This window comes from Paenibacillus sp. J31R122 (genome assembly GCF_056269185.1).
On record NZ_JBWDNM010000011.1, the window covers coordinates 52,003 to 71,422 of the forward strand.

Here is a 19,420-nt window from a genome sequence, read left to right on the forward strand (position 1 = left end):
TTAAGTAAACCAATTCAAGTAATCACTTCTATATCGGATATCCAATGTAATTACGTTCTCGAAATAGAAATAAATGAAGTAAAAGAATAGTATTGCTAGATAGACAAGTTTCTGATCTTTCTGACGAAATAATTTTACGAGCCACCCTATCAAAACTAGTTGATACAAACTGAAATAAATGCCCATCCTCGCAAAAATCCAATTTTGCGTTGAAATTATCATTATGACCAATCCCAGAATAGATAAGTTTACAAAAATATCGCTATCCGGAAAAATTTCTCTCAGTTTATTTCTTCCAAAATAAGCTATGATAAGAGGTACTGCATATACGAATACCCGAATTACACTTGCTCCACCTTCGTTAAAACTTTTATATTCGCTATATTGCGTATCCTTCAAAGCAGCAAATAACATATCTGAGAAATAACTAAAACCCATAACAATTAGAACAGCCAATAGTAGAAAAACAAAAGATATTCCTGTCCAAGCTTTCCTTCGGACAATAAAATAGAGCGGCAGCATGATCAGTGCACTTTGATGCAATAACGAAACAAACAAGACTACCAACATATAGGTTTTCCATTTACCTTCAACTAGCGATTTAGTAGCTGCGAACACAATGGACGCTGCCAAAAATTGCCTAATTCCATTCATGGAAACGATATATACGCCAGACGTTATATAAACAAATAAGGTCAATTCATACAATCGTGCATACTTATACAGCACAATGACAATAAGTAAATTGGTTACCAAAGCAGTTGAAAACACTAAAATTTGTGGATCATCAGAGATTTCCTTCAGTAACATTTGTAAGATGTTAAATCCTAAATCTTTTCCCTGGATAACGGCTTGCCAACTAAAATCGTTTACTTTATATGAGTGCATATAGAAAAATGTGTCCCCAATATTGTTACGTAGACCAGATACCAACGCTAATGATAACCCGGCTACCGCCGCTAATATCTTGTTCGGATGGATATATACTGTTCCTACTGCAGCAGGTGCAGAGAAATATCTGGCCATAAGAGACATTACGAACACGACAACCAATGTAAGCCATAACATTGTCATCTTTCCGTTCCCTTCATAACAGTAGCTCTACTTGTATTCTGAATATAGAAGTAAAGTATCATCCCAAATGGAATCGCTATAAGGGTAAACCATTTGCGTGGCGAGTCGAGTAAAAACCTCCAATTTTTAATCATTATGCTGCTTGATACATAATGTATTGCTTCCCTTAGCTTTCCTTTATTGGTTGGCGAATAAGTCATTGCAACTTTTCTAAAGAAAGAGAATCCTCTAGGGTTTTTTTTATACTGCTTAATGATGTTCATACTTGAACCATCAGGCAAATATTCTACGAAACAGAGCACTTCGTTCATGATCAGCAATGGGTACTCTTGATCAATAAGAATATATTTGTAAGAAAGTGGACAGTACTTCTCACCAAGAAATATTGGATAAGGTGGAATCAGCTTCGTAAGATCCGATCGATATACAAGCTTCTTATCCCCCTTGACCTTATGCCTCTCATAAAGGCTTGTTAGAGTAGACTGTTTCAAATTCCCAGGCATAACCGTTCCAATCACTTCTCCGTTAGGCGCTGCATCTAAGCCTACGATTCCCGCGTAATGTCTGCCCCCTTCCTTCCTCCAAAATGCAGTTATTACTTCCACAGCATTATCTGCCAAGTAATCATCGGAATCTATACAAATATTAAGTTCTGTTTCGATAAGTTCGTATGCTGTGTTATGTGCGCCATGCATCCCTTTATTTTCTTGATAATGGTAACGTATGTTGACTAGTGCTTCCTGTATCCATTCAGCAACGAGCTCTTTTGTATTGTCCGTTGAACCATCATCAATAATTAGCCATATAAAATCTTTACACTCTTGGCGTAGTAGACTTTCATAGCATAAGTGCAGCGAATATGCTCTGTTATATGAAGGAGTAAATACAGTTAACATCGGTTTCAATCGTTCTCCCCCTCACCTCTAATCCGCTATGGAAACTTGATCTATATAATATTGAGAAAGCCACTCCACCATTGTGGTCGTATCGTAACCATTTCTTCGTAAAGACTCCGAAGTATCCTCATGTTCATAGGTTGTATTTATTATTCTTTGAGACCAGTATTCAGCAGATTCCTTTAAACTAATAAATTGAATTCTGCCCGTTACATCTGTTTCTGCAGTGATTCGATCAGATATTACACACTTCAATCCAGCGGCTTGTGCTTCAATCATGACTACTGGCAGACCTTCGAATAAGGAAGGAAACAAAAATAGATCCATTCCTTGTAATAGCTTAGAAATATCAGTACGAACACCTAGAAACCTTACACTATTTGATAAACCCAACTTTCTCACTTTTTTTTCGATCACTGGTCTTAAGTGTCCCTCTCCCACAAGGACAAGTAAAGCATTGCTGTTTTTATCATGCAATTCTTTAAATACATCAATTAGAAAATTATGATTTTTTTGCTCATTAAATCTTCCAATATGTCCAATTACCAAACGATCGCAAGCAGATAGTTCTTGTCTGATTTCATCACGAATGACTTGATCATATGAAAAGTCACTTACTTTGACCGCATTATTAAGAACCATCACCTTGCCCGACTCGCTCATTTGCTTGCCGAACAACCACTGACCCGCTTTCTTCGAACATGCAAAATAGCGATTAGGATTATTTCTTATGGTAAGCCTTGCATACAAACGAAATGGTAACTTGATATCGAACCCAAGATCGCTTAAATGGCTATGCATTATGCGGCATGGAACACCAGCCTTCTTTGCTGCCTTAAGAATGAAACTGCTATTCTCGTTTATATGAGAATGAACCACATTATAATAAAAATGCCTCTTAAAAAAATCGTCTAATTGTTTAAAATATCTCAGATAATTGCCTGGTCTAATCTGAGGCATACGATAAATATGCCCACCTAATGCTATAATTTCTTGGTCATAATGACCCTCATCCGCACGATGAACGATAAAATCAAATTGTATTTTGCTTCGATCCATTTGTCTGTAGTAATTCATTATCATGGTTTCTAGACCGCCGCGATTCATCACTGTGACTACTTGCAAGATTCGAACCGGTTCCAACGTTTGTCCTCCTCAAATTTGTTTCTCTAAGCCAATTGATAGCTGCCAACATGATAAGCATAGCGAGAGAAAACTTCATTTTTGCACACAAAAAAAACATCTTCCAAACGAATGGACAATAATGAATTTCAAATTGTTTGAGAGACATTGTTATGCGTTCATTGTTCAAAAGCTTTTTTATTAATCGCAACTTTTCTCTTGTGGAAGCAGTATTACGCAAGTTCGAAATATTTAGTCCCAGACCAAGCACATTCATGCATATACGGTTATTTAAAGCCTTTTTATAATCATCAGATAGTCCTTTTTCCGTTATAAATGTTTGAATGAGATGATATAAGTTCCCAAATCTCTCCACCAAATGCGGGTTATACTTCGAAGTAATCGAAGTGGCATTGGCACGCCAGTAGTGATAGAAAGGGCGATTTATAAATACAAATGAATTCGCATAATAAAATGCAGGAATATTAAAAAAAGTGTCTTCAATACTGCCAATTATTTTATGATCCGTAAATTTCAAATTATTGTATTTCAATAGTTTAGCGCGATAGAGCTTATTCCATACCGTTCCCCAAGCATCTAGATACTCCGGGTTTGCAAGCTCCTCTTTTAAAGGTCCTATAATCCTTTTAAGCATATTGGCTTGAACCTGTTCGAAACGATAAATAAGCTTGTTAGGATGAGGAAATACTTTTTCCTTCGAGTGCGTTTCAAATTCGCGAATATAGGTACACATGACAATATCTGCATCTTCTTCTGTAGCCGTCTGATACATTTCCTCATACATACTCCCATGTACCCAATCATCCGGGTCAACGAAACCTATGTATTGTCCTTTAGCTGCTAACAAGCCATCGTTTCTAGCAGCCGATAATCCGCCATTTTCCCTATTGATGATCTTGATTCTAGAATCTTGCTCGGCATAATTCTGAATGATCAATAAGCTTTGATCCTGTGAGCCATCATTGACGGCAATAATTTCAATATCCGATAGGCTTTGCGTTAGCAGACTCTTAAAACATTTATCCAAATACTGTTCCATATTATATATAGGCACGATGATACTGACTTTGGGATTCATCTGACTCCTCCAACATAAATGACTTATAAATCTTTTCTAATTCTCGACCTACCACCGCCATTGAATAAGAACTAACAGACGCCATGCTTTCCGCACCCATCTGTTGTCTAAGCTCTTGGAATTTATAGTACATCTCAATCCTCCAAGCAAATGCCTGAGCATCACTTGGCTCTATGATATAACCGTTCCCCCCATCATGAACGAGCTCCGAATGACCTCTATTCCGCGTTGCGACGATCGGAAGTCCGCAAGCCATTGCCTCCATAATGTTAACGGGCAAGCCTTCACGAAGGCTTGATGCGACAGCAATATCACAGATAGGCAGCAGCCTGTCAATATCGCTCCGATAACCGAGAAACTCTACCATCGGCAATACCCCGAGTGAAGAAGCCAGCTCCCTGCATGACTCTAGCAGCGGTCCTTTTCCAGCGAGCAAGAGGCGTGCTTTAGGCACCTTTTCCTTTATCAATGCCAACGCCCCAATAAGCAGCTTCTGGTTTTTGTTTTGGTTAAATTCCGCTGCATAGAACATTAGAAAATCATCTGGCTTGTAATTGAACTGTTGTCTAAGCAGCCACTTATCATTGAGCGGAATCGGCTTGTAGCGAGTTGTATCCACGCCAACCCCGTGAACATGTGTAATCTGTTTCGCTTTAAAGTTCCGGCTAGTGGCAAGCTTATAATCCTCGTCGTTAATCGTGATTAAACAGTCTGTGATACTAGACAAGCTCTTCTCGATCGGATAATACAGCATCCAATTAAGGAGCGAAGCTCCCTTGCAGAAGTGAAAGCCATGCGCGGTATAAATGACCTTCGTCCCCTGCTTTCTTGCTACCCGTGCAGCTAGTCTTGCCAGTACACCACCCATCGGTGTGTGACAATGAATAAGCTTATAGTTCTGCTGCTGAATAATCGCTTTAATTTCCTTGTATGCAGTCACATTTTCCTTATGAAAAGGTGATCGTTGAATGGGCAAATTGAATTTCTGATCTACGAAAGGAAGGTCCATATCGCCCTTTGCGGCGACATGAACCTCCCATCCTTGCTCTTTAAACCATTCCATCACGGGCAGATGAAATGCCTTGAAATGATAATCGACAGTTGCGCAGAACAATATTTTACTCCGCATGTTTAGTATCCTATCAAAGCCTTACTTATGAGCGGCTTCCCTCTCTACAATTTTCGATAAGTAGGACATGAGCTCATAACGCAAGTCATCCCGCTGCAGAGCGAACTCGATGGTTGTTTGAATAAAGCCCATCTTCTCGCCAACATCATGTCGCACCCCTTCAAACTCGTAGGCATATACCGCTTCAAACAGATTTAAAGCCGCAATCGCATCCGTCAGCTGAATTTCTCCTCCTGCCCCTGGTACCTGATTGCCCAAAATGTCGAATATCGACGGATTAAGGATATAGCGCCCCATAATCGCCATATTGGATGGGGCGTCTTCACGTTTAGGCTTCTCTACCAAATGTCTGACTCGGTGAAAGGAATCCTCCATCAGCGTACCATCTACAATTCCGTAACGGGACACTGCTTCTTCAGCAACACGCTGTACCCCAATAATTGAGGTGTGATATTGTTCATATTTCTCAATCATTTGCTTCATACAAGGCTTTTCAGCGGAGATGATATCATCGCCAAGCAGAACAGCGAATGGCTCGTCGCCAATAAACTTTCTGGCGCACCAAATAGCATGCCCTAAGCCTTTTGGCTCTTTCTGACGAATATAATGAATGTCGACCATATCCGATGATTTGCGGACTTCAGATAATAATTCAAATTTATGCTTCGCGGTAAGTACTTGCTCTAGTTCAACCGAGTTGTCAAAATGATCCTCGATCGCTCGTTTGCCTTTTCCGGTAACAATAATGATATCTTCGATCCCCGACTCTATCGCTTCTTCCACTATGTATTGAATAGTTGGCTTATCCACGATCGGAAGCATTTCTTTAGGCATCGCTTTAGTAGCAGGAAGGAATCTAGTTCCGAGACCTGCTGCAGGTATAATCGCTTTTCTTACTCGCATTGCGGTTATCAGCTCCTTTTTTCTATTAGCCCGTTACAGACACAAATTTAGGTATAATCTTGTTATTGGCGATATCAAGCAAACGGACCCGTAATTCTGCTTTGCTCATTCCGTTGAATTCTGCGATCATAAGCTCGATTTCGTCATAAAAGATTTCAACAGACTTACCAATATATATTTTCGGGTACACCTGCTGGTCATCCATTTCGTTTTCCTTAAGCATTTCCTCGAATAGCTTTTCCCCAGGTCTAATTCCGGTATATTGAATGCCAATCTCCTCTACGGTATAACCTGACATCCGAATGACATTTTGAGCGAGTTCGGTTATTTTGACTGGTTCACCCATATCAAGCACAAATATTTCCCCGCCCTTAGCTAGCGCTCCAGCCTGTATGACCAGTCTCGATGCTTCGGGAATCGTCATGAAATACCGAACCATTTCCGGATGAGTAACGGTAATTGGCCCGCCCTTCTCTATCTGCTTTTGGAATAGAGGGATGACGCTGCCGCGGCTGCCAAGAACATTGCCAAAACGAACCGCAACAAACTTTGTTGTCAGGCTCGCTCGCCCCATATGCTGAATGATCATTTCAGCAATACGTTTAGTCGCGCCCATCACACTAGTAGGGTTGACCGCTTTATCTGTGGAGATCATGACAAAAGTCTCGACACGATTCATGCTGGCTGCCTTCGCCGCATTCAGTGTACCGAGAACATTATTTTTAAAAGCTTCTTCTGGATTTTTTTCCATGAGAGGTACATGCTTATGAGCCGCTGCATGATAAACGACATGAGGGCGATGCGTCTGCATCACTGACATCATTTTTTTCGCGTCCTGCAAATCAGCAATTTCGGTAATAAATTCAATTTTCGTATCCCCGTATAGCTCCCTCAGCTCCATCTCAATCAAGTAGATGCTGTTCTCGCCGTGTCCGAGTAATATTAACTTTTCAGGAAGGAACCTGGATACTTGCCGGCATACCTCAGAACCAATTGAACCGCCAGCGCCTGTAACCATAACAACCTTCTGCGTGACGTAGCCTGATATGCTCTCGATGTCGAGCTCGACCGGCTCGCGTCCGAGTAAATCCTCTACCTGAACATCACGAAAGTGACTGACTGATATTTTCCCTGTCGCCAAATCCTCCAGCATTGGAATGATTTGCGTCTTCGCTGTCGTCTTGGCGCATTCGGTAAAGATCGTATTCAGCTGTTTCTTATTAAGTGAAGGAATAGCGATGACGATGTTATCAATGCCAAGCTTTATTGCAGCCTTTGCTATAGATGAGACACCGCCAACTACCGGAATGCCCATAATGTCTAAATGCTGTTTTTTGACATCATCATCAATGAATGCGGTAGGAATCAGCTCAGTATCACTATTACTGAAGAGCTGTCTGGCGACCATTGTCCCTGCTGATCCAGCTCCTACGATTAATGTACGCTTCCGCTTGCCGGAATACTTATTGTAGCTGCCTCGGAATATTCGCCAGGAAAGCCTTGAACCGCCAATTAGGAGCATGTGAATCATCCAAGTTACGGCCAAAAGACGGAAGTAAACATCTTGAACAACGATTTGCTGAATAATAGCAGCAGTAATGATGGAGAAGGTGACTGCCTTTGTAATGATTAGCAATTCCCCAATACTCGCGTATTCCCAGGCCTTCTTATATAGCTTGAAATATAAAGAGAAAAAATGATGACTGAGCAGCAAAGTAAGCGAGCTGATGATGAGCGGAACCGTTACAACATGAAGAGATGCGCTCAGCAGAAACCTGCTAAAGAAAATAGCTGTTAACACGATAAAAGAATCCAGAAAAACTAATAGAGATAACCGTTGTCGAAAATTCAAATCTACTTCACCCTTTCCAGAAAATACAATACGTTTGATTAACAAGACACCTTATTAGAGTGTTTAACTGCAAGGTTTTTAATAAAACCGTATAGTTAAATACTCTAATGCAGAGCCGTGGGCATTTAACCCGTCCTCACACCACACCCTTGACGACTAACGTCTAAGGTTTTAACCAACCCACAGCATGGTCGAGTGCCTCCATTGATAACGGTTAGGAGACATTACCGAACTATAAAGTCAATTTATTACATTTTTCGTGCTCAATAAAGAACATTTTCTCAAAAAAAAGAGAGGACTCGCTTTTAGGCTTATCCGCTTTTCTGATTAAGAATGATACCGACAATATTCGCTTTGGCAAACTCCAATGAGCGTTTAGCTTCCTCAGCCAAGCCGAGTTTAGTTTTTCCTTTTTTAACCAACAGCACAACCCCGTCGCATATGCTTGCTAAAGCACTAGCATCCGGCACATCAAGAACGGATGGACAATCTACCAACACGATATCGTATTGCCCCTTCGCATAATCCAACACCTCAAGCATGGCCACAGAATCAAGCTGCTCTGTAGAGTGTGTCAGACGTTGACCGCTTGGTAAAATATCAAGTCCTTCAATTTCAGTCTGCTGAATGGTTTCCTCGATATGCTGCAACTTAGCCAGTATATTCGACAAGCCTGGAGACATTTGGGTATTAAACTGCTTATGCAGCAAGGGAGCTCTAAGATTAGCATCAATAATCAATACTTTATCCCCGCGTTGTGCCATACTTGCTGCTAAATTAACGATCGTAGTTGATTTGCCTTCACCGTCAGAAGGCGATGTAACAAGCAGGCATTGGATATTTTTTCCTTCAATTGCATATTGTATATTGTTTCGAATCGTTCTGTATTGCTCCGCAATGGTACTATAGGGACTAAGAAACGTCAGTAAGCTTCTTCTAACGAATGGCTTAGCCTTCTTCTGCCGTTCACGAACCAATTGCCTCACCCCTAACCATTACACTCTTCTGTTTTTTGGAATGCTTCGCTAAATCCTTTTTCTTCATTGCCGATACATGACCTAATACCGTTAAGCCTAGTATCTGCTCAATTTCACGTTCGGATCTTATCGAATCATCCAATGAATCCAATAAGAAAGTTAAAGCTACACCCAAGAAAAGCCCCATCAGGAATGCTACATACACCAAAGTGTTCGTTTCTTCATTTATCGGGTTCGGGTTTGGGGCTGCTTCCGTTAACAGTTTAATGCTCGTGATATTCAGCGTTTCGGCAGCTACTTGCTTATAAATTTGGAAGCTTGTATTAGCAATATCTGCCGCACGCACCGGATTCGTATCCACAACTGAAATGACCATTATAAGTGATCCATCAATGTTATCCACTCTAATTTGACTTCTTAGCCCGCTTGCGGATTGGCTTAAATCAAGCTCTTCAATAACTTTATCCAAGACGATTGGCTCTCGAAGAAGGGTCCTGGCTGTAGTCATCATTTCCTGACTTGTGGCAATAATCATACGTGTAGAAGCTGTATAAAGAGGTGTTTCTGGCCTTGAATTATACATACCGCCAAGTACCGTGAATACAAAAGTAAGGAGTACGATCATCCACAAACGTTTCCGCAGCACCACATAGAGTGCTTTAAGATTTATTTCTTTTTCCTTATTCACAGCTTGTTTGCCTTCAATACGTATTGCTTCCATTGATACACCTGCCCATTACGTTTCGTATAGTGAACACTATATCAATAGTAGTTCTTAATAAAGAACGTGTCAACATAAAAATTTACTTTTCTATTCACTTACTTAATTATCAATATGAAGAATAATGATATTGGATGTTTTCTTTTTACTGTTATTGCGGATGTTTACCTCTGGCTTGTTTTCTCTCCACTTGTTCGAACGAACCAAATCTTTTAGTACTTGAAAATCCCCTTTACTCATCCCTTCCTCTACAGCATTATTTATTATGGATCGCCATTCCTCATCCATAATTTCATCCATTCGAGGCTTGGGTAACAGTTCCTCACCAAGCAAATATTCAATGTTAGAATCTAAGTGTGCAGCGATTTTTGATATGACTTGAAGAGAGGGGTTATTCTGTACATTTCGTTCGATATAGCTTAAGTATGACTTGGAAACACCTGCAAGATCAGCAAGCTTCGTTATCGAATAGCCTTTTTGTTCCCGTAAACATTTAATCCGTTCTCCAATCATAATATTCTCCTTCGGCCAGTTTAGATCCCTTCCTAAAAGTAGACCAGTATATACTTATCGACAGACGTAATAACAGACGATATACCTATTTTAGTTCTTTAATAAGAACAGGTCAATACTATTAAATTGCTTTTCTATATAAACTGAAACAAAAAGATTGCTCCTGCAGACCCACATCTGCTCGGAGCAATCCTTCATTACTATTATTTATCATCTATTTAATAGAATTTATTCTGAATAAATATGTGGGTTTTGACGGCGGCACTCTTCCATGACCAGCATTTGCTGACGTACCTGCTGAGGTGTAATTTCCAAAGCGGCACCTTCTTTTATAGTTCGATATAACATCAAATATACTTGCTCTGTCATATGATTCAGCGATGATTTACCACCAGGAATTGATAGGTCCCAGTTGTCTTGATGCCAGGTTAACGTTTCACTGCAATAGGCAGGCAATCCTTGTTTATCAAAAAGCGGCTCTTTCATTAGTTGCTGCTCAGGCGCTTCCTCTGGCTTGAAATATTTCCATTCCAATTTCTCACCAGTACCGTGGATTCCGCCATTCGTGCCTTGGATATTGAATTGCTCACGGCCATAAACGCAGCAGGAAGAGATTTCAAGGTCTATCGTCGGGCGCCCTTGTCCTTTCATGATCAGCTTCACATAATCTTCCGCATCACCGAATGTATTGGCGCGATCCATAATACATGTAATTTCAGGCGTTGCATCTGTTCCAAATAACTGCAGCGCTTGATCTATAGGATGTGGACCCGTATTCATCAAGTTGCCGCCGTTATTGCTTTGCAGCGTCTGCCAATCCCAGCGCCGAGCAAAGCCGTTAAGAGTGAAATTAACTTGAACAATTCGTCCAAGCACACCGGACTCAATTACTTTGCGAATCTGAACAAACGCTGGCTGATAACGAGATTGCTGGAATACCGCCAATATTTTGCCTGAACTCTCAGAGGCTTCAATCAATTGATCTACTTCTTCCGCTGTTTTGGCAAGCGGCTTCTCACAAAGTACATGAAATCCACGATTCAGCAAATCCATTGAAATAGAAAAATGTTGATGGCTTGGGGATGCGTTAATGACAAGATCGAGCGCCTCCTGTTCAACCATCTCCTCCCACGTAGCATAAGCCTTGCAGCCATACTCCTTTATAGCAAGTTCCCGGCGCTCGGGAATTGAGTCAGCAATCGCGGCGATAATATAATATTCGGATATTTGAGCTAGTAGGTTGCCATGAATGTCACGCCCGCTTCGGCCTTGCCCGATAATTCCGACCTTCAATGCTTGTTGAGCCATTTGTTGTGAACCTCTCTCTTCTTTTGGATTTATGGTGTATTTCCGAACGTTTTCTTATATTCTGTAGGCGTTATTCCGGTTCGTTTCTTAAATGTACGAATAAAATGACTCAGATGATGGAAGCCCACCTGAAAGCCAATTTGTGTGATCGTATGAGAATCACGTCGGATAAGCTCCATCGCCTGTTCAATTCGGACCTCATTGATAAAATCAATAAACGTCTGTCCTGTCTCTTTTTTGAACATATGACTGAAATAAGCAGGTGCCATATTAGCGATAAGGGCTCCATGCTCAAGCGGGATATCCTGGCTGTAATTATCATAGATATACCGCTTTACTTCATCGACCGGATGTTGATCCACGAGCGCTGGCTGCCTTTTAGGTTTTCGCATCCTTTTGCGATATTCGCGGTCAATTAAGATCAACAGCTTAACAAGATTAGTACGGACTGAATATTCATATCCGGCTTCACGATGCTCAAACTCATCCTGAGTATCCTGGAGGAGCTGCTCAACGAGCGTCTGCTTATTTTTACTGATATGCAGCCAAGGCTGATGCAGCGAAGAAGGTTCTCCAACCTCTATTTGTTGTAGGAAAGGGTCTAGTGTTTCAGAAAAGGGCTTCAACTGTTCACTTACCAGAAAAGGCATGAAATCAAGGAGTACGATTTCGTATTCTTTATCTTCGATAGCACTAAAGCCGTGCTCAATTCCGGGAGAAATAATAAAAATATCGCCTCTACTCACGGTTAACAACTTTCCGCGCAGCTGATGATTGCATACCCCTCGAAGCACATAGGCTATCTGGACATATTCATGAATATGCAAAGGCTGCTTGAGTGCATGGCTCGTATAACGTATGATTTTAAAAGGAAAATCTCTGCTCAGCTGATCCTTACTTTGTAAAAAAGGCATATCCATGACAATACCTCCAGTCGCAAGAAAGTCTTGAATCTAGCCTATTTGAATTCGCAAGAGTGAACGCTTTTATTGAAATCAATCGAAATGAATCTGAAAATCTGAACTAATTGCAATTCAGTAGTTTTTTCACAAAGCTTAAATCATGCTCCAACCGTTCGTATGCAGGAAATGGCGCATGGCATTCCAAAGTAACCCAATCTTTATATCCTGTTTCAACGAGAGTGTTGAACAAGGGCTTATGATCGGCTTCACCTTCACCCATACGGCATTGCAGGAAACTTTCCTCGCCTCGGTGCGTCAAGTTGACAAATGTGCCGGGTTCACCAACTTCATTGACGCGTCGCTCATCTTTTACATGCACATGGAATAAATGCCTGCCCAGTTTATAGACGGAATCAGGACCATAGTCGGTATCCGTGATATACATATTCCCTGCGTCATGAATCATTCCTACATTATCGTACTCGAGCATGCTGAGCAAGCGTAAGCTGCTTTCCACAGTCTCAATCAACGATTGATTATGGATTTCCAGTACAATACGAATGTTACATGCTTTTGCTTCCGCTGCACAGAGATTTAACCAATAAGCTGCTTTCGCATAGTGATAGTCATGAGCAAGAAAGGCATTCGGACCTCCCGGCGAGACTCGGATCATAGTAGAACCCAGAACTTCGGCTATGGGAAGCAAACGCTTGAAATCATCGAATGCTAATTCAGCTTCTTTATCACTTGCAGTAGAAAAACCTCCCATGTATCCAGCCAAGACTGGAATTTCCAAATCTAGGCCATCTGCTATGGATTTCATCTCTTTCACTCGCGTTACACTCGTTAATGATGAAAGGTGAGGCTCACGAACAGCAATTTCAATACCGTCCATGCCTAGTCGTTTCGTTAATTGCATAGCTTCCTGGATGCTGTGATCGATAAACACTCCGCTAAACGCCGCAAATTTCAATGCTACTCCTCCTATAATCCTTACTCTCCATTTGAAAATACTAGTTCTCCAAATTTGTACGTTTGCTGAAGTCGAATTCGATTACCGATCCTGCGGAATAAAACGAAATCAGCGGGTGCTCCCGCGACTAAACCGGCAGCCGCCGGCAGCTGCATAAAGGCGGCTGGCCTTATGGACGACATATCCCATGCTTCCTTCAATTCCGCGATCCCACGAATGGTTAAGTGTTCAATCCCCCTTAACAGCATTTGCGCTGAACCGGCCAATAGTCGTTCATTGCCCTCCATATGAAGCCTACCCTCCGGCGTTAATATCACTTGCCCGCCGATATGCGTCGTGTAAGAACCTGCTGCCAAGCCGCTTAATGATACCGCGTCGCTGACTAACATCGCTTGCGACCCTTTTACCTTAAGCACAACCTTTAATACTTGATCAGGCAAGTGGAAGCCGTCAGCGATGACACAGCTCCACAGACGGTCTTGTGCTAGCTGCTCCCATATATAATTGGGATGACGTGGAAGCGTCAGATGAGCGCCGTTGCCCAGATGAGTGGACATTCGGGCGCCGGCTTCGACCGCTTCCTGAATTTGTTCAGCCGTCGCCGCTGTGTGTCCGATCGATACCGTTACTCCACTCTCCGTACATTTCTCAATGAAACGAACACTTTCCGGCCATTCCGGCGATAAGGTTATGATTCGGATTCGACCGCCTGCAGCTTCCTGCCAGCGACGAAACAGTTCCCAATCTGGAGGCCTTATATACTCATGTCTGTGTGCGCCTCGGACACCGTCCTCTGGAGATATGAACGGACCCTCCAAGTGAATCCCTGCGATTCCTCGATTCGCAGTGTAATCCTGCTTGCATACCCGGGCTATCGTCTCCAGCGCTTCTTGAATCGCTTCAGTTTTGTTCGTGATCACAGTTGGGTAGCAGGAGGTCACTCCTTCTTGCCAAAGCCTGCGAATGACTGCACTTATCGTTGTTTCCAGAATCGGCATTTGATTGAAATCATAACCGCTGTATCCGTTAATCTGCAAATCGATCAAGCCAGGAGCAATAAACGGCAGGTCGGACTTTTCTTTGCTCTCTAATTGAACGGATTCTATTTCTGTGATGATCCCCTGCCTCATTCGTACTAAGACCGGCTCTCCCGTTGCATAATGAATCGCCTTCACACTCATATTACAAATCCCCGTAGGAGTCATGATCCAGGTATAACGTACAGTCCGGATGCATCCGCAAAATGGTAGACGGACATTCCGTGGAAATCGTACCGTTCAGCGTACGGTGGACTGCTTTACGTTTCGTAGGTCCTGGTACTACACAGTACAGATGAGCTCCCGATAACAGAGAGGGAATTGTTAGCGTTAGCGCATATTGGGGAACAGCTTCAAATGAAGCGAAGCAGCCGTCGTTCACCTGCTGCTGGCGGCATGCATCGTCCAATTCCACAGCTTTGATCACCTGCGAGTCGTTAAAATCCGCTACAGGCGGATCATTAAAGGCAATATGGCCATTCTCTCCGATACCTAAACAGACGATATCAATAGGCTCTTCCTGTACTAGATCGCCATATCGTTTGCATTCGCCTTCAATTGTATTGGAGCTTTCGATCAGGTGCACAGTACCCGGCTTAACTAGGTCAAATAGATGTTCACTTAAAAAACGGCTGAATTTTTGGTTGGCATTACTCGGCAGGCCGATATACTCATCCATATGAAATACCGTAATGCGAGACCAATCTATAGAACTATCCATAGCGAGACTATTCAGCAGTTCACTTTGCGAAGGCGCTGCCGCAAAAATAATCCGAATGCTGTGTTTTACCATTAACAGCTCCTTGATCTTAGCCGCTACCTCAGCACCTGCAGCGGCACCAAGTATAAAACGATTCTCATAGACGGAAACCTTCAAGGAATCAACGTTTAACGTTAAGGCTGAATAGGGTTCACTCATCTCCTTGCTCCTCCCGATATGTAGCTCTGTTTTCAATAGAAAATAGTCACCCTAAAATGGTTAACCCATGCTAAGCTGCATACCGCTAGCCGCACTTTCGTAAATAGCTTCTACCAGCTTCACAGCCCGCAATCCATCCTCACCGGTTACCAATGGCTCAATCCCCATTTCAATCGAAGATATCACATCAATAAGCTGACTTTGATGGAAGGTGAAAGCAATGCTTAGAGGGTCATCCACTCCGCCATACGTGTCCGAATGGATCCAATTCGGTTTATTCCTGCCCGGTACCGACCAATGTAGAATAGAAGAGCCCTCCAGCTTAATCGTGCCATGTTCCCCATACAAATTAATAGCAGCGGCAAAGCCGGGCCGAATGCTGGTTGAAGCCATGATCGTGCCTAATGCGCCATTTTTAAACTGTACGATCGCCAGTCCCAAATCTTCCGCTTCCATTACATGCGTTTGAGTAGCTGTTTTTCCAAAGACAGTATCTACTTCCCCAGCAAACCAAAGCAGGAGGTCTAAATTATGAATGCCTTGATTCATGAGAGCGCCGCCGTCTTCTGCAATCGTGCCCCGCCAATCCGCACTGTCGTAATAGGCCTGCGTTCGAAAAAAAGGAAGAGACACCTCTGCCAAAAGAAGCTTGCCGAGCGCGCCCTCCTCCAGCACACGTTTAACCGCTTGATGCTGAGATTCAAAACGCCGTTGAGACATAACGGAGAAGGTAACGCCGCGTTCCTTTGCCGTTCGAACAAGCTCAGATGCATCATGAGCATTCATGGCAATCGGCTTTTCAATTACTAAGTGCTTGCCAGCGTTCAACACATCCAGCCCAATGCGGGCGTGGCTTCCGCTCGATGTTAACACACAGACAATATCGACATCCTTGCGGATTATTAATTGTTGATACTCGGTTGTCCAATCGCAGTTCTCCCGCTCCGCTACCGCTCTCGCTTTGGTTTCACTACGACTGGAAACGACCGTCAGAGTTGCACCCTCGATCTGGCGAATAGCTTCCGTATGGAAATTAGCGACCGATCCGCATCCTATGATACCGAAATTCCACATTTTCATTCTGCCTCTACCTCCCTCAGCAGGATACACAATGAATCCAGCGTCATCTGAGTACCGGTCATTCGACTCCCCCCTTCAGGAATAAAATGTGTTTCAATTGTGAAAAGTCCGTCGTATCCATCAGCCAATAACGCCTTGATCTGCGGGATTACCGCTACATTACCGGAGCCAAGCGGAACACAACGAGCCGTACCGTCCTCACGGATATAAGCATCTTTAAGATGAACATGTGCAAGCGTATCTTTTATAGAAGCATAACCTGCTGGAAACGCCTCGCGACCGGCATATGCTTCATTGCCCGGATCCCACAAGCTTCTAACAGCTGGGGAAGCAATTCCATGGACGAGGTCCGCTACCTCTTCCGCAATTCCTCCGTTACAGGCAGGCTCATTTTCCAACAGGAGAAGAACCCCTTGTCCTTCTGCTGCATTTGCAGCTTTCTGTAAATAGCGGATAATTTCATCCTTATATAAGGCAGGGTTAGCTTCCCGCCAAAATGAAAATATACGAATTCGAGTCGTATCTAGCAGCTTTGCAATCTCGATAACTCGTTCTAGCTTTGCTAAATGCGCTTCTACACTTTCTTCCCCTTGACCGAAGGTGTCCCCTGCCGCAACTTCTCTTGCAGGATCAAGCTTACATTTAAATAAGGGCGAAGCAATGGCGGAAATGAACAAGCCTCTCGCTTCAGCCTGCCTACGAACCTCGCGCAGTTGATCGTCATTCAGGTCAGCAACATTTTGTCCGTTAATCACTCGGACTTCAACATGCTTCAAGCCTTTCTTCGCAACCCAGTCCAGCGCCTCCTCGAAATTGTCCGACACTTCATCCGTCAGCACTCCCAACCGGTTTAATATCACTGAATTATCCCTCCCCATCTCCCACTATCACTTCATTAACATATATTTACTATATCAACATCTCCTACGAAAATGTTGACGTTTCTTTCGAATTTTTTTTACATTTTTCCGATATTTAGCTCTATCATTCAGGCAATTGCATTCCCCCAATAAAAGCACAACAGACCGCCCAGTATGGACGGTCTGTTGCTTTCCTGTGCTTACGTATGAGGGCTGCTAGAAGATCAGCTGCAATGCTTGCTCGTATTCTTCCTTCGTATTTACATTCGTGACAAAAAGAAGACTTTGATCCTGTTCTATAAAATCTACATCCTCCAACGTTTCATAATGAATGACCTGCAATAATTCATCCAACCTAGACTCCCCTGAAGCTAAAAGCCCTGAGATCTCAGTCACACAGCTCTTGTCGTATATCCCATGCAGTGGATGGAGTTGTCCGTCGATTAACGGGACTACAGCTTCGCATTGAAGCTCCTGTTTTCTCTTCCACATAAGCTCAGCGGATTGATTAGATATAAAAGGCATATCGCACCCAACCACCCAAAATTCGGAGTTAGTTGCCAGGGTAAAGGCCGCGTGCATACCGCTTAGCGGTCCCTTCCCTGGAATATAATCCGTTATAATACGGATCGTATTCCCAAGCAACGGCAAGAAACTTCTTGGATTATTGGTCACGAGAATAATCTCAGAGCAAATTTTCTCCATTATCCGGATTTGTCGCTGAATAAGGAGCTCATTAGAAAACGGAAGCAGCGCTTTAGTCTCGCCGCCCATCCTAAGATTTTGCCCACCAGCCAAAATTACCCCAGTCAGCATATTATCCCTCCATTCTACTGCTGATCTTCGTTCCGTTTAGCGCTTATTTAATCCAAACGCCTCATCGATATCATTTATATACAACGTCTGATGACGGTTGACTTTCTTAAATTACATCACGAAGCGAGCGGTACTCGCAGTGATAATAGTCACAATATAACTTAATAACAACGAAAGGCATTCAACCATTCCATCAGGAAAAGTTGAATGCCTTAACCGTTATTGCGATTTATTTACGGGGAGAGTTAATACAATTTCAGTTCCAAGCCCAGGCTGTGAATGAACTACTAATTGTGCTCCAATAGCCCTTGCTCGCTCCTCCATACTGAATAAACCGACCCCTTTGATGCTCTTATTCCGTATAAACCCTTTCCCCTCATCCTTGATGCGCACCTCTATTCGCTCAGGAAATTCAGACAACGAGATATAGGCTTCATCAACATCCGCGTACTTGCCGATATTGGTCAGAGCTTCTTGTATAATTCGGTAAATGGTTGTTTCTTCTTGGGCATCCAGCCGGCGTCTAAAATTAATATCAAGCTTGACCCGAATGCCATAATGCTCCGTATAATTTTCAATATAAGTCCGAATAGCGGGTACAACACCCAGATCATCCAACACTGATGGTCGCAATTCCCAAGCAAGACTTCGCACATCCTCGATAATATGCGATACACTAGTACGGATTTCTTCCAATCCCGGATTAGAGTCCTTATTATTCAACCGATCTATCTGGATAAGAAGCGAGAACAAGCTTTGCCCGATACCGTCATGCAGCTCACGGGAAAACTTTCTTCTCTCCTCCTCTTGTGTAATCATACTTTGCTTCATCATCTGTTGAAGCTCTTCCTGCACCCGCTTCAACTCAGTCACTTCATTGCGGATTGCCAGGTATTGATAAGGCTTCCCGCTTTCATCAATAAAGGGTACGATCGTTGTATTTACCCAATAATAGCTGCCGTCTTTCGCCCGATTTTTAATATCGCCTCGCCAAACGTTTCCGGAAGTAATGGTGCGCCATAGCTCTTCCATGAAAGCTTTACTATGATGCCCAGAATTAATGATTCGATGATCCTTACCCAAAAGCTCTTCGCGTTCGTACTTAGAAATTTGGCAGAACTTATCGTTAATATACAGTATAAAGCCTTTTCGGTCGGTGACGGCTACGATTGAAGATTCATTCAAAGCGAACTTTAGATCGGCCAAATACATATGCGCATTTGAGCTCTCCTCTTCCCA

19 protein-coding genes are annotated in these 19,420 nt (G+C 42.8%); all 19 read right to left on the reverse strand.

What is annotated here, in order from left to right; genetic code table 11:
• Window positions 1–1,074, reverse strand: coding sequence for an EpsG family protein (locus AC0YN7_RS18510; RefSeq protein ID WP_475811496.1), 1,074 nt, complete (start codon window positions 1,072–1,074; stop codon window positions 1–3).
• Window positions 1,071–1,979, reverse strand: a complete 909-nt coding sequence (locus tag AC0YN7_RS18515; RefSeq protein ID WP_475811497.1) for a glycosyltransferase family 2 protein — start codon at window positions 1,977–1,979, stop codon at window positions 1,071–1,073. Before AC0YN7_RS18515 ends, AC0YN7_RS18510 begins: the two co-directional genes overlap by 4 nt.
• A gap of 18 nt (window positions 1,980–1,997) precedes the next feature.
• Complete coding sequence (locus AC0YN7_RS18520) at window positions 1,998–3,113, reverse strand: glycosyltransferase family 1 protein (protein WP_475811498.1); 1,116 nt, start codon at window positions 3,111–3,113, stop codon at window positions 1,998–2,000.
• Window positions 3,004–4,191: a glycosyltransferase gene (locus AC0YN7_RS18525; RefSeq protein ID WP_475811499.1), complete on the reverse strand. Its 1,188-nt coding sequence runs from the start codon at window positions 4,189–4,191 to the stop codon at window positions 3,004–3,006. The genes AC0YN7_RS18520 and AC0YN7_RS18525 overlap by 110 nt, the downstream gene beginning before the upstream one ends.
• Window positions 4,154–5,320, reverse strand: a complete 1,167-nt coding sequence (locus AC0YN7_RS18530) for a glycosyltransferase family 4 protein (RefSeq protein ID WP_475811500.1) — start codon at window positions 5,318–5,320, stop codon at window positions 4,154–4,156. Before AC0YN7_RS18530 ends, AC0YN7_RS18525 begins: the two co-directional genes overlap by 38 nt.
• A gap of 21 nt (window positions 5,321–5,341) precedes the next feature.
• Window positions 5,342–6,223 carry a UTP--glucose-1-phosphate uridylyltransferase GalU gene (galU, locus tag AC0YN7_RS18535; RefSeq protein ID WP_475811501.1) on the reverse strand — a complete coding sequence of 294 codons (882 nt, stop codon included), beginning with the start codon at window positions 6,221–6,223 and terminating at the stop codon, window positions 5,342–5,344.
• Between the two features lie 25 nt (window positions 6,224–6,248).
• Window positions 6,249–8,075 (reverse strand): polysaccharide biosynthesis protein, encoded by a 1,827-nt coding sequence (locus AC0YN7_RS18540; RefSeq protein ID WP_475811502.1) that lies wholly within the window; start codon window positions 8,073–8,075, stop codon window positions 6,249–6,251.
• Window positions 8,076–8,386: 311 nt separating this feature from the next.
• Window positions 8,387–9,052, reverse strand: a complete 666-nt coding sequence (locus AC0YN7_RS18545; protein WP_475811503.1) for a CpsD/CapB family tyrosine-protein kinase — start codon at window positions 9,050–9,052, stop codon at window positions 8,387–8,389.
• Window positions 9,042–9,773, reverse strand: a complete 732-nt coding sequence (locus AC0YN7_RS18550) for a YveK family protein (RefSeq protein WP_475811504.1) — start codon at window positions 9,771–9,773, stop codon at window positions 9,042–9,044. The genes AC0YN7_RS18545 and AC0YN7_RS18550 overlap by 11 nt, the downstream gene beginning before the upstream one ends.
• Window positions 9,774–9,875: 102 nt before the next feature.
• Window positions 9,876–10,286: a helix-turn-helix domain-containing protein gene (locus AC0YN7_RS18555; protein ID WP_475811505.1), complete on the reverse strand. Its 411-nt coding sequence runs from the start codon at window positions 10,284–10,286 to the stop codon at window positions 9,876–9,878.
• Between the two features lie 228 nt (window positions 10,287–10,514).
• A complete protein-coding gene (locus AC0YN7_RS18560) occupies window positions 10,515–11,594 on the reverse strand; it encodes a Gfo/Idh/MocA family protein (protein WP_475811506.1) in 1,080 nt (359 codons plus the stop codon).
• A 29-nt stretch (window positions 11,595–11,623) separates the two neighbouring features.
• Window positions 11,624–12,514: an AraC family transcriptional regulator gene (locus AC0YN7_RS18565; protein ID WP_475811507.1), complete on the reverse strand. Its 891-nt coding sequence runs from the start codon at window positions 12,512–12,514 to the stop codon at window positions 11,624–11,626.
• Window positions 12,515–12,617: 103 nt separating this feature from the next.
• On the reverse strand, window positions 12,618–13,469 hold the full coding sequence (locus AC0YN7_RS18570) for a sugar phosphate isomerase/epimerase family protein (protein ID WP_475811508.1): 852 nt from the start codon (window positions 13,467–13,469) through the stop codon (window positions 12,618–12,620).
• Window positions 13,470–13,489: 20 nt separating this feature from the next.
• Window positions 13,490–14,650 carry an N-acetylglucosamine-6-phosphate deacetylase gene (locus tag AC0YN7_RS18575; RefSeq protein ID WP_475811509.1) on the reverse strand — a complete coding sequence of 387 codons (1,161 nt, stop codon included), beginning with the start codon at window positions 14,648–14,650 and terminating at the stop codon, window positions 13,490–13,492.
• A 1-nt stretch (window position 14,651) separates the two neighbouring features.
• Window positions 14,652–15,425, reverse strand: coding sequence for a 6-phosphogluconolactonase (locus AC0YN7_RS18580; RefSeq protein WP_475811510.1), 774 nt, complete (start codon window positions 15,423–15,425; stop codon window positions 14,652–14,654).
• A gap of 60 nt (window positions 15,426–15,485) precedes the next feature.
• Complete coding sequence (locus AC0YN7_RS18585; protein ID WP_475811511.1) at window positions 15,486–16,505, reverse strand: Gfo/Idh/MocA family protein; 1,020 nt, start codon at window positions 16,503–16,505, stop codon at window positions 15,486–15,488.
• The gene (locus AC0YN7_RS18590) at window positions 16,502–17,365 is read right to left on the reverse strand and encodes a sugar phosphate isomerase/epimerase family protein (protein WP_475811512.1); all 864 of its coding nucleotides are present in this window, start codon (window positions 17,363–17,365) and stop codon (window positions 16,502–16,504) included. Before AC0YN7_RS18590 ends, AC0YN7_RS18585 begins: the two co-directional genes overlap by 4 nt.
• A gap of 216 nt (window positions 17,366–17,581) precedes the next feature.
• Complete coding sequence (mobA, locus tag AC0YN7_RS18595) at window positions 17,582–18,181, reverse strand: molybdenum cofactor guanylyltransferase (RefSeq protein ID WP_475811513.1); 600 nt, start codon at window positions 18,179–18,181, stop codon at window positions 17,582–17,584.
• 219 nt (window positions 18,182–18,400) lie between these two features.
• Window positions 18,401–19,393, reverse strand: a complete 993-nt coding sequence (locus tag AC0YN7_RS18600) for a PAS domain-containing sensor histidine kinase (protein ID WP_475811669.1) — start codon at window positions 19,391–19,393, stop codon at window positions 18,401–18,403.
• Window positions 19,394–19,420 lie beyond the last annotated feature (27 nt).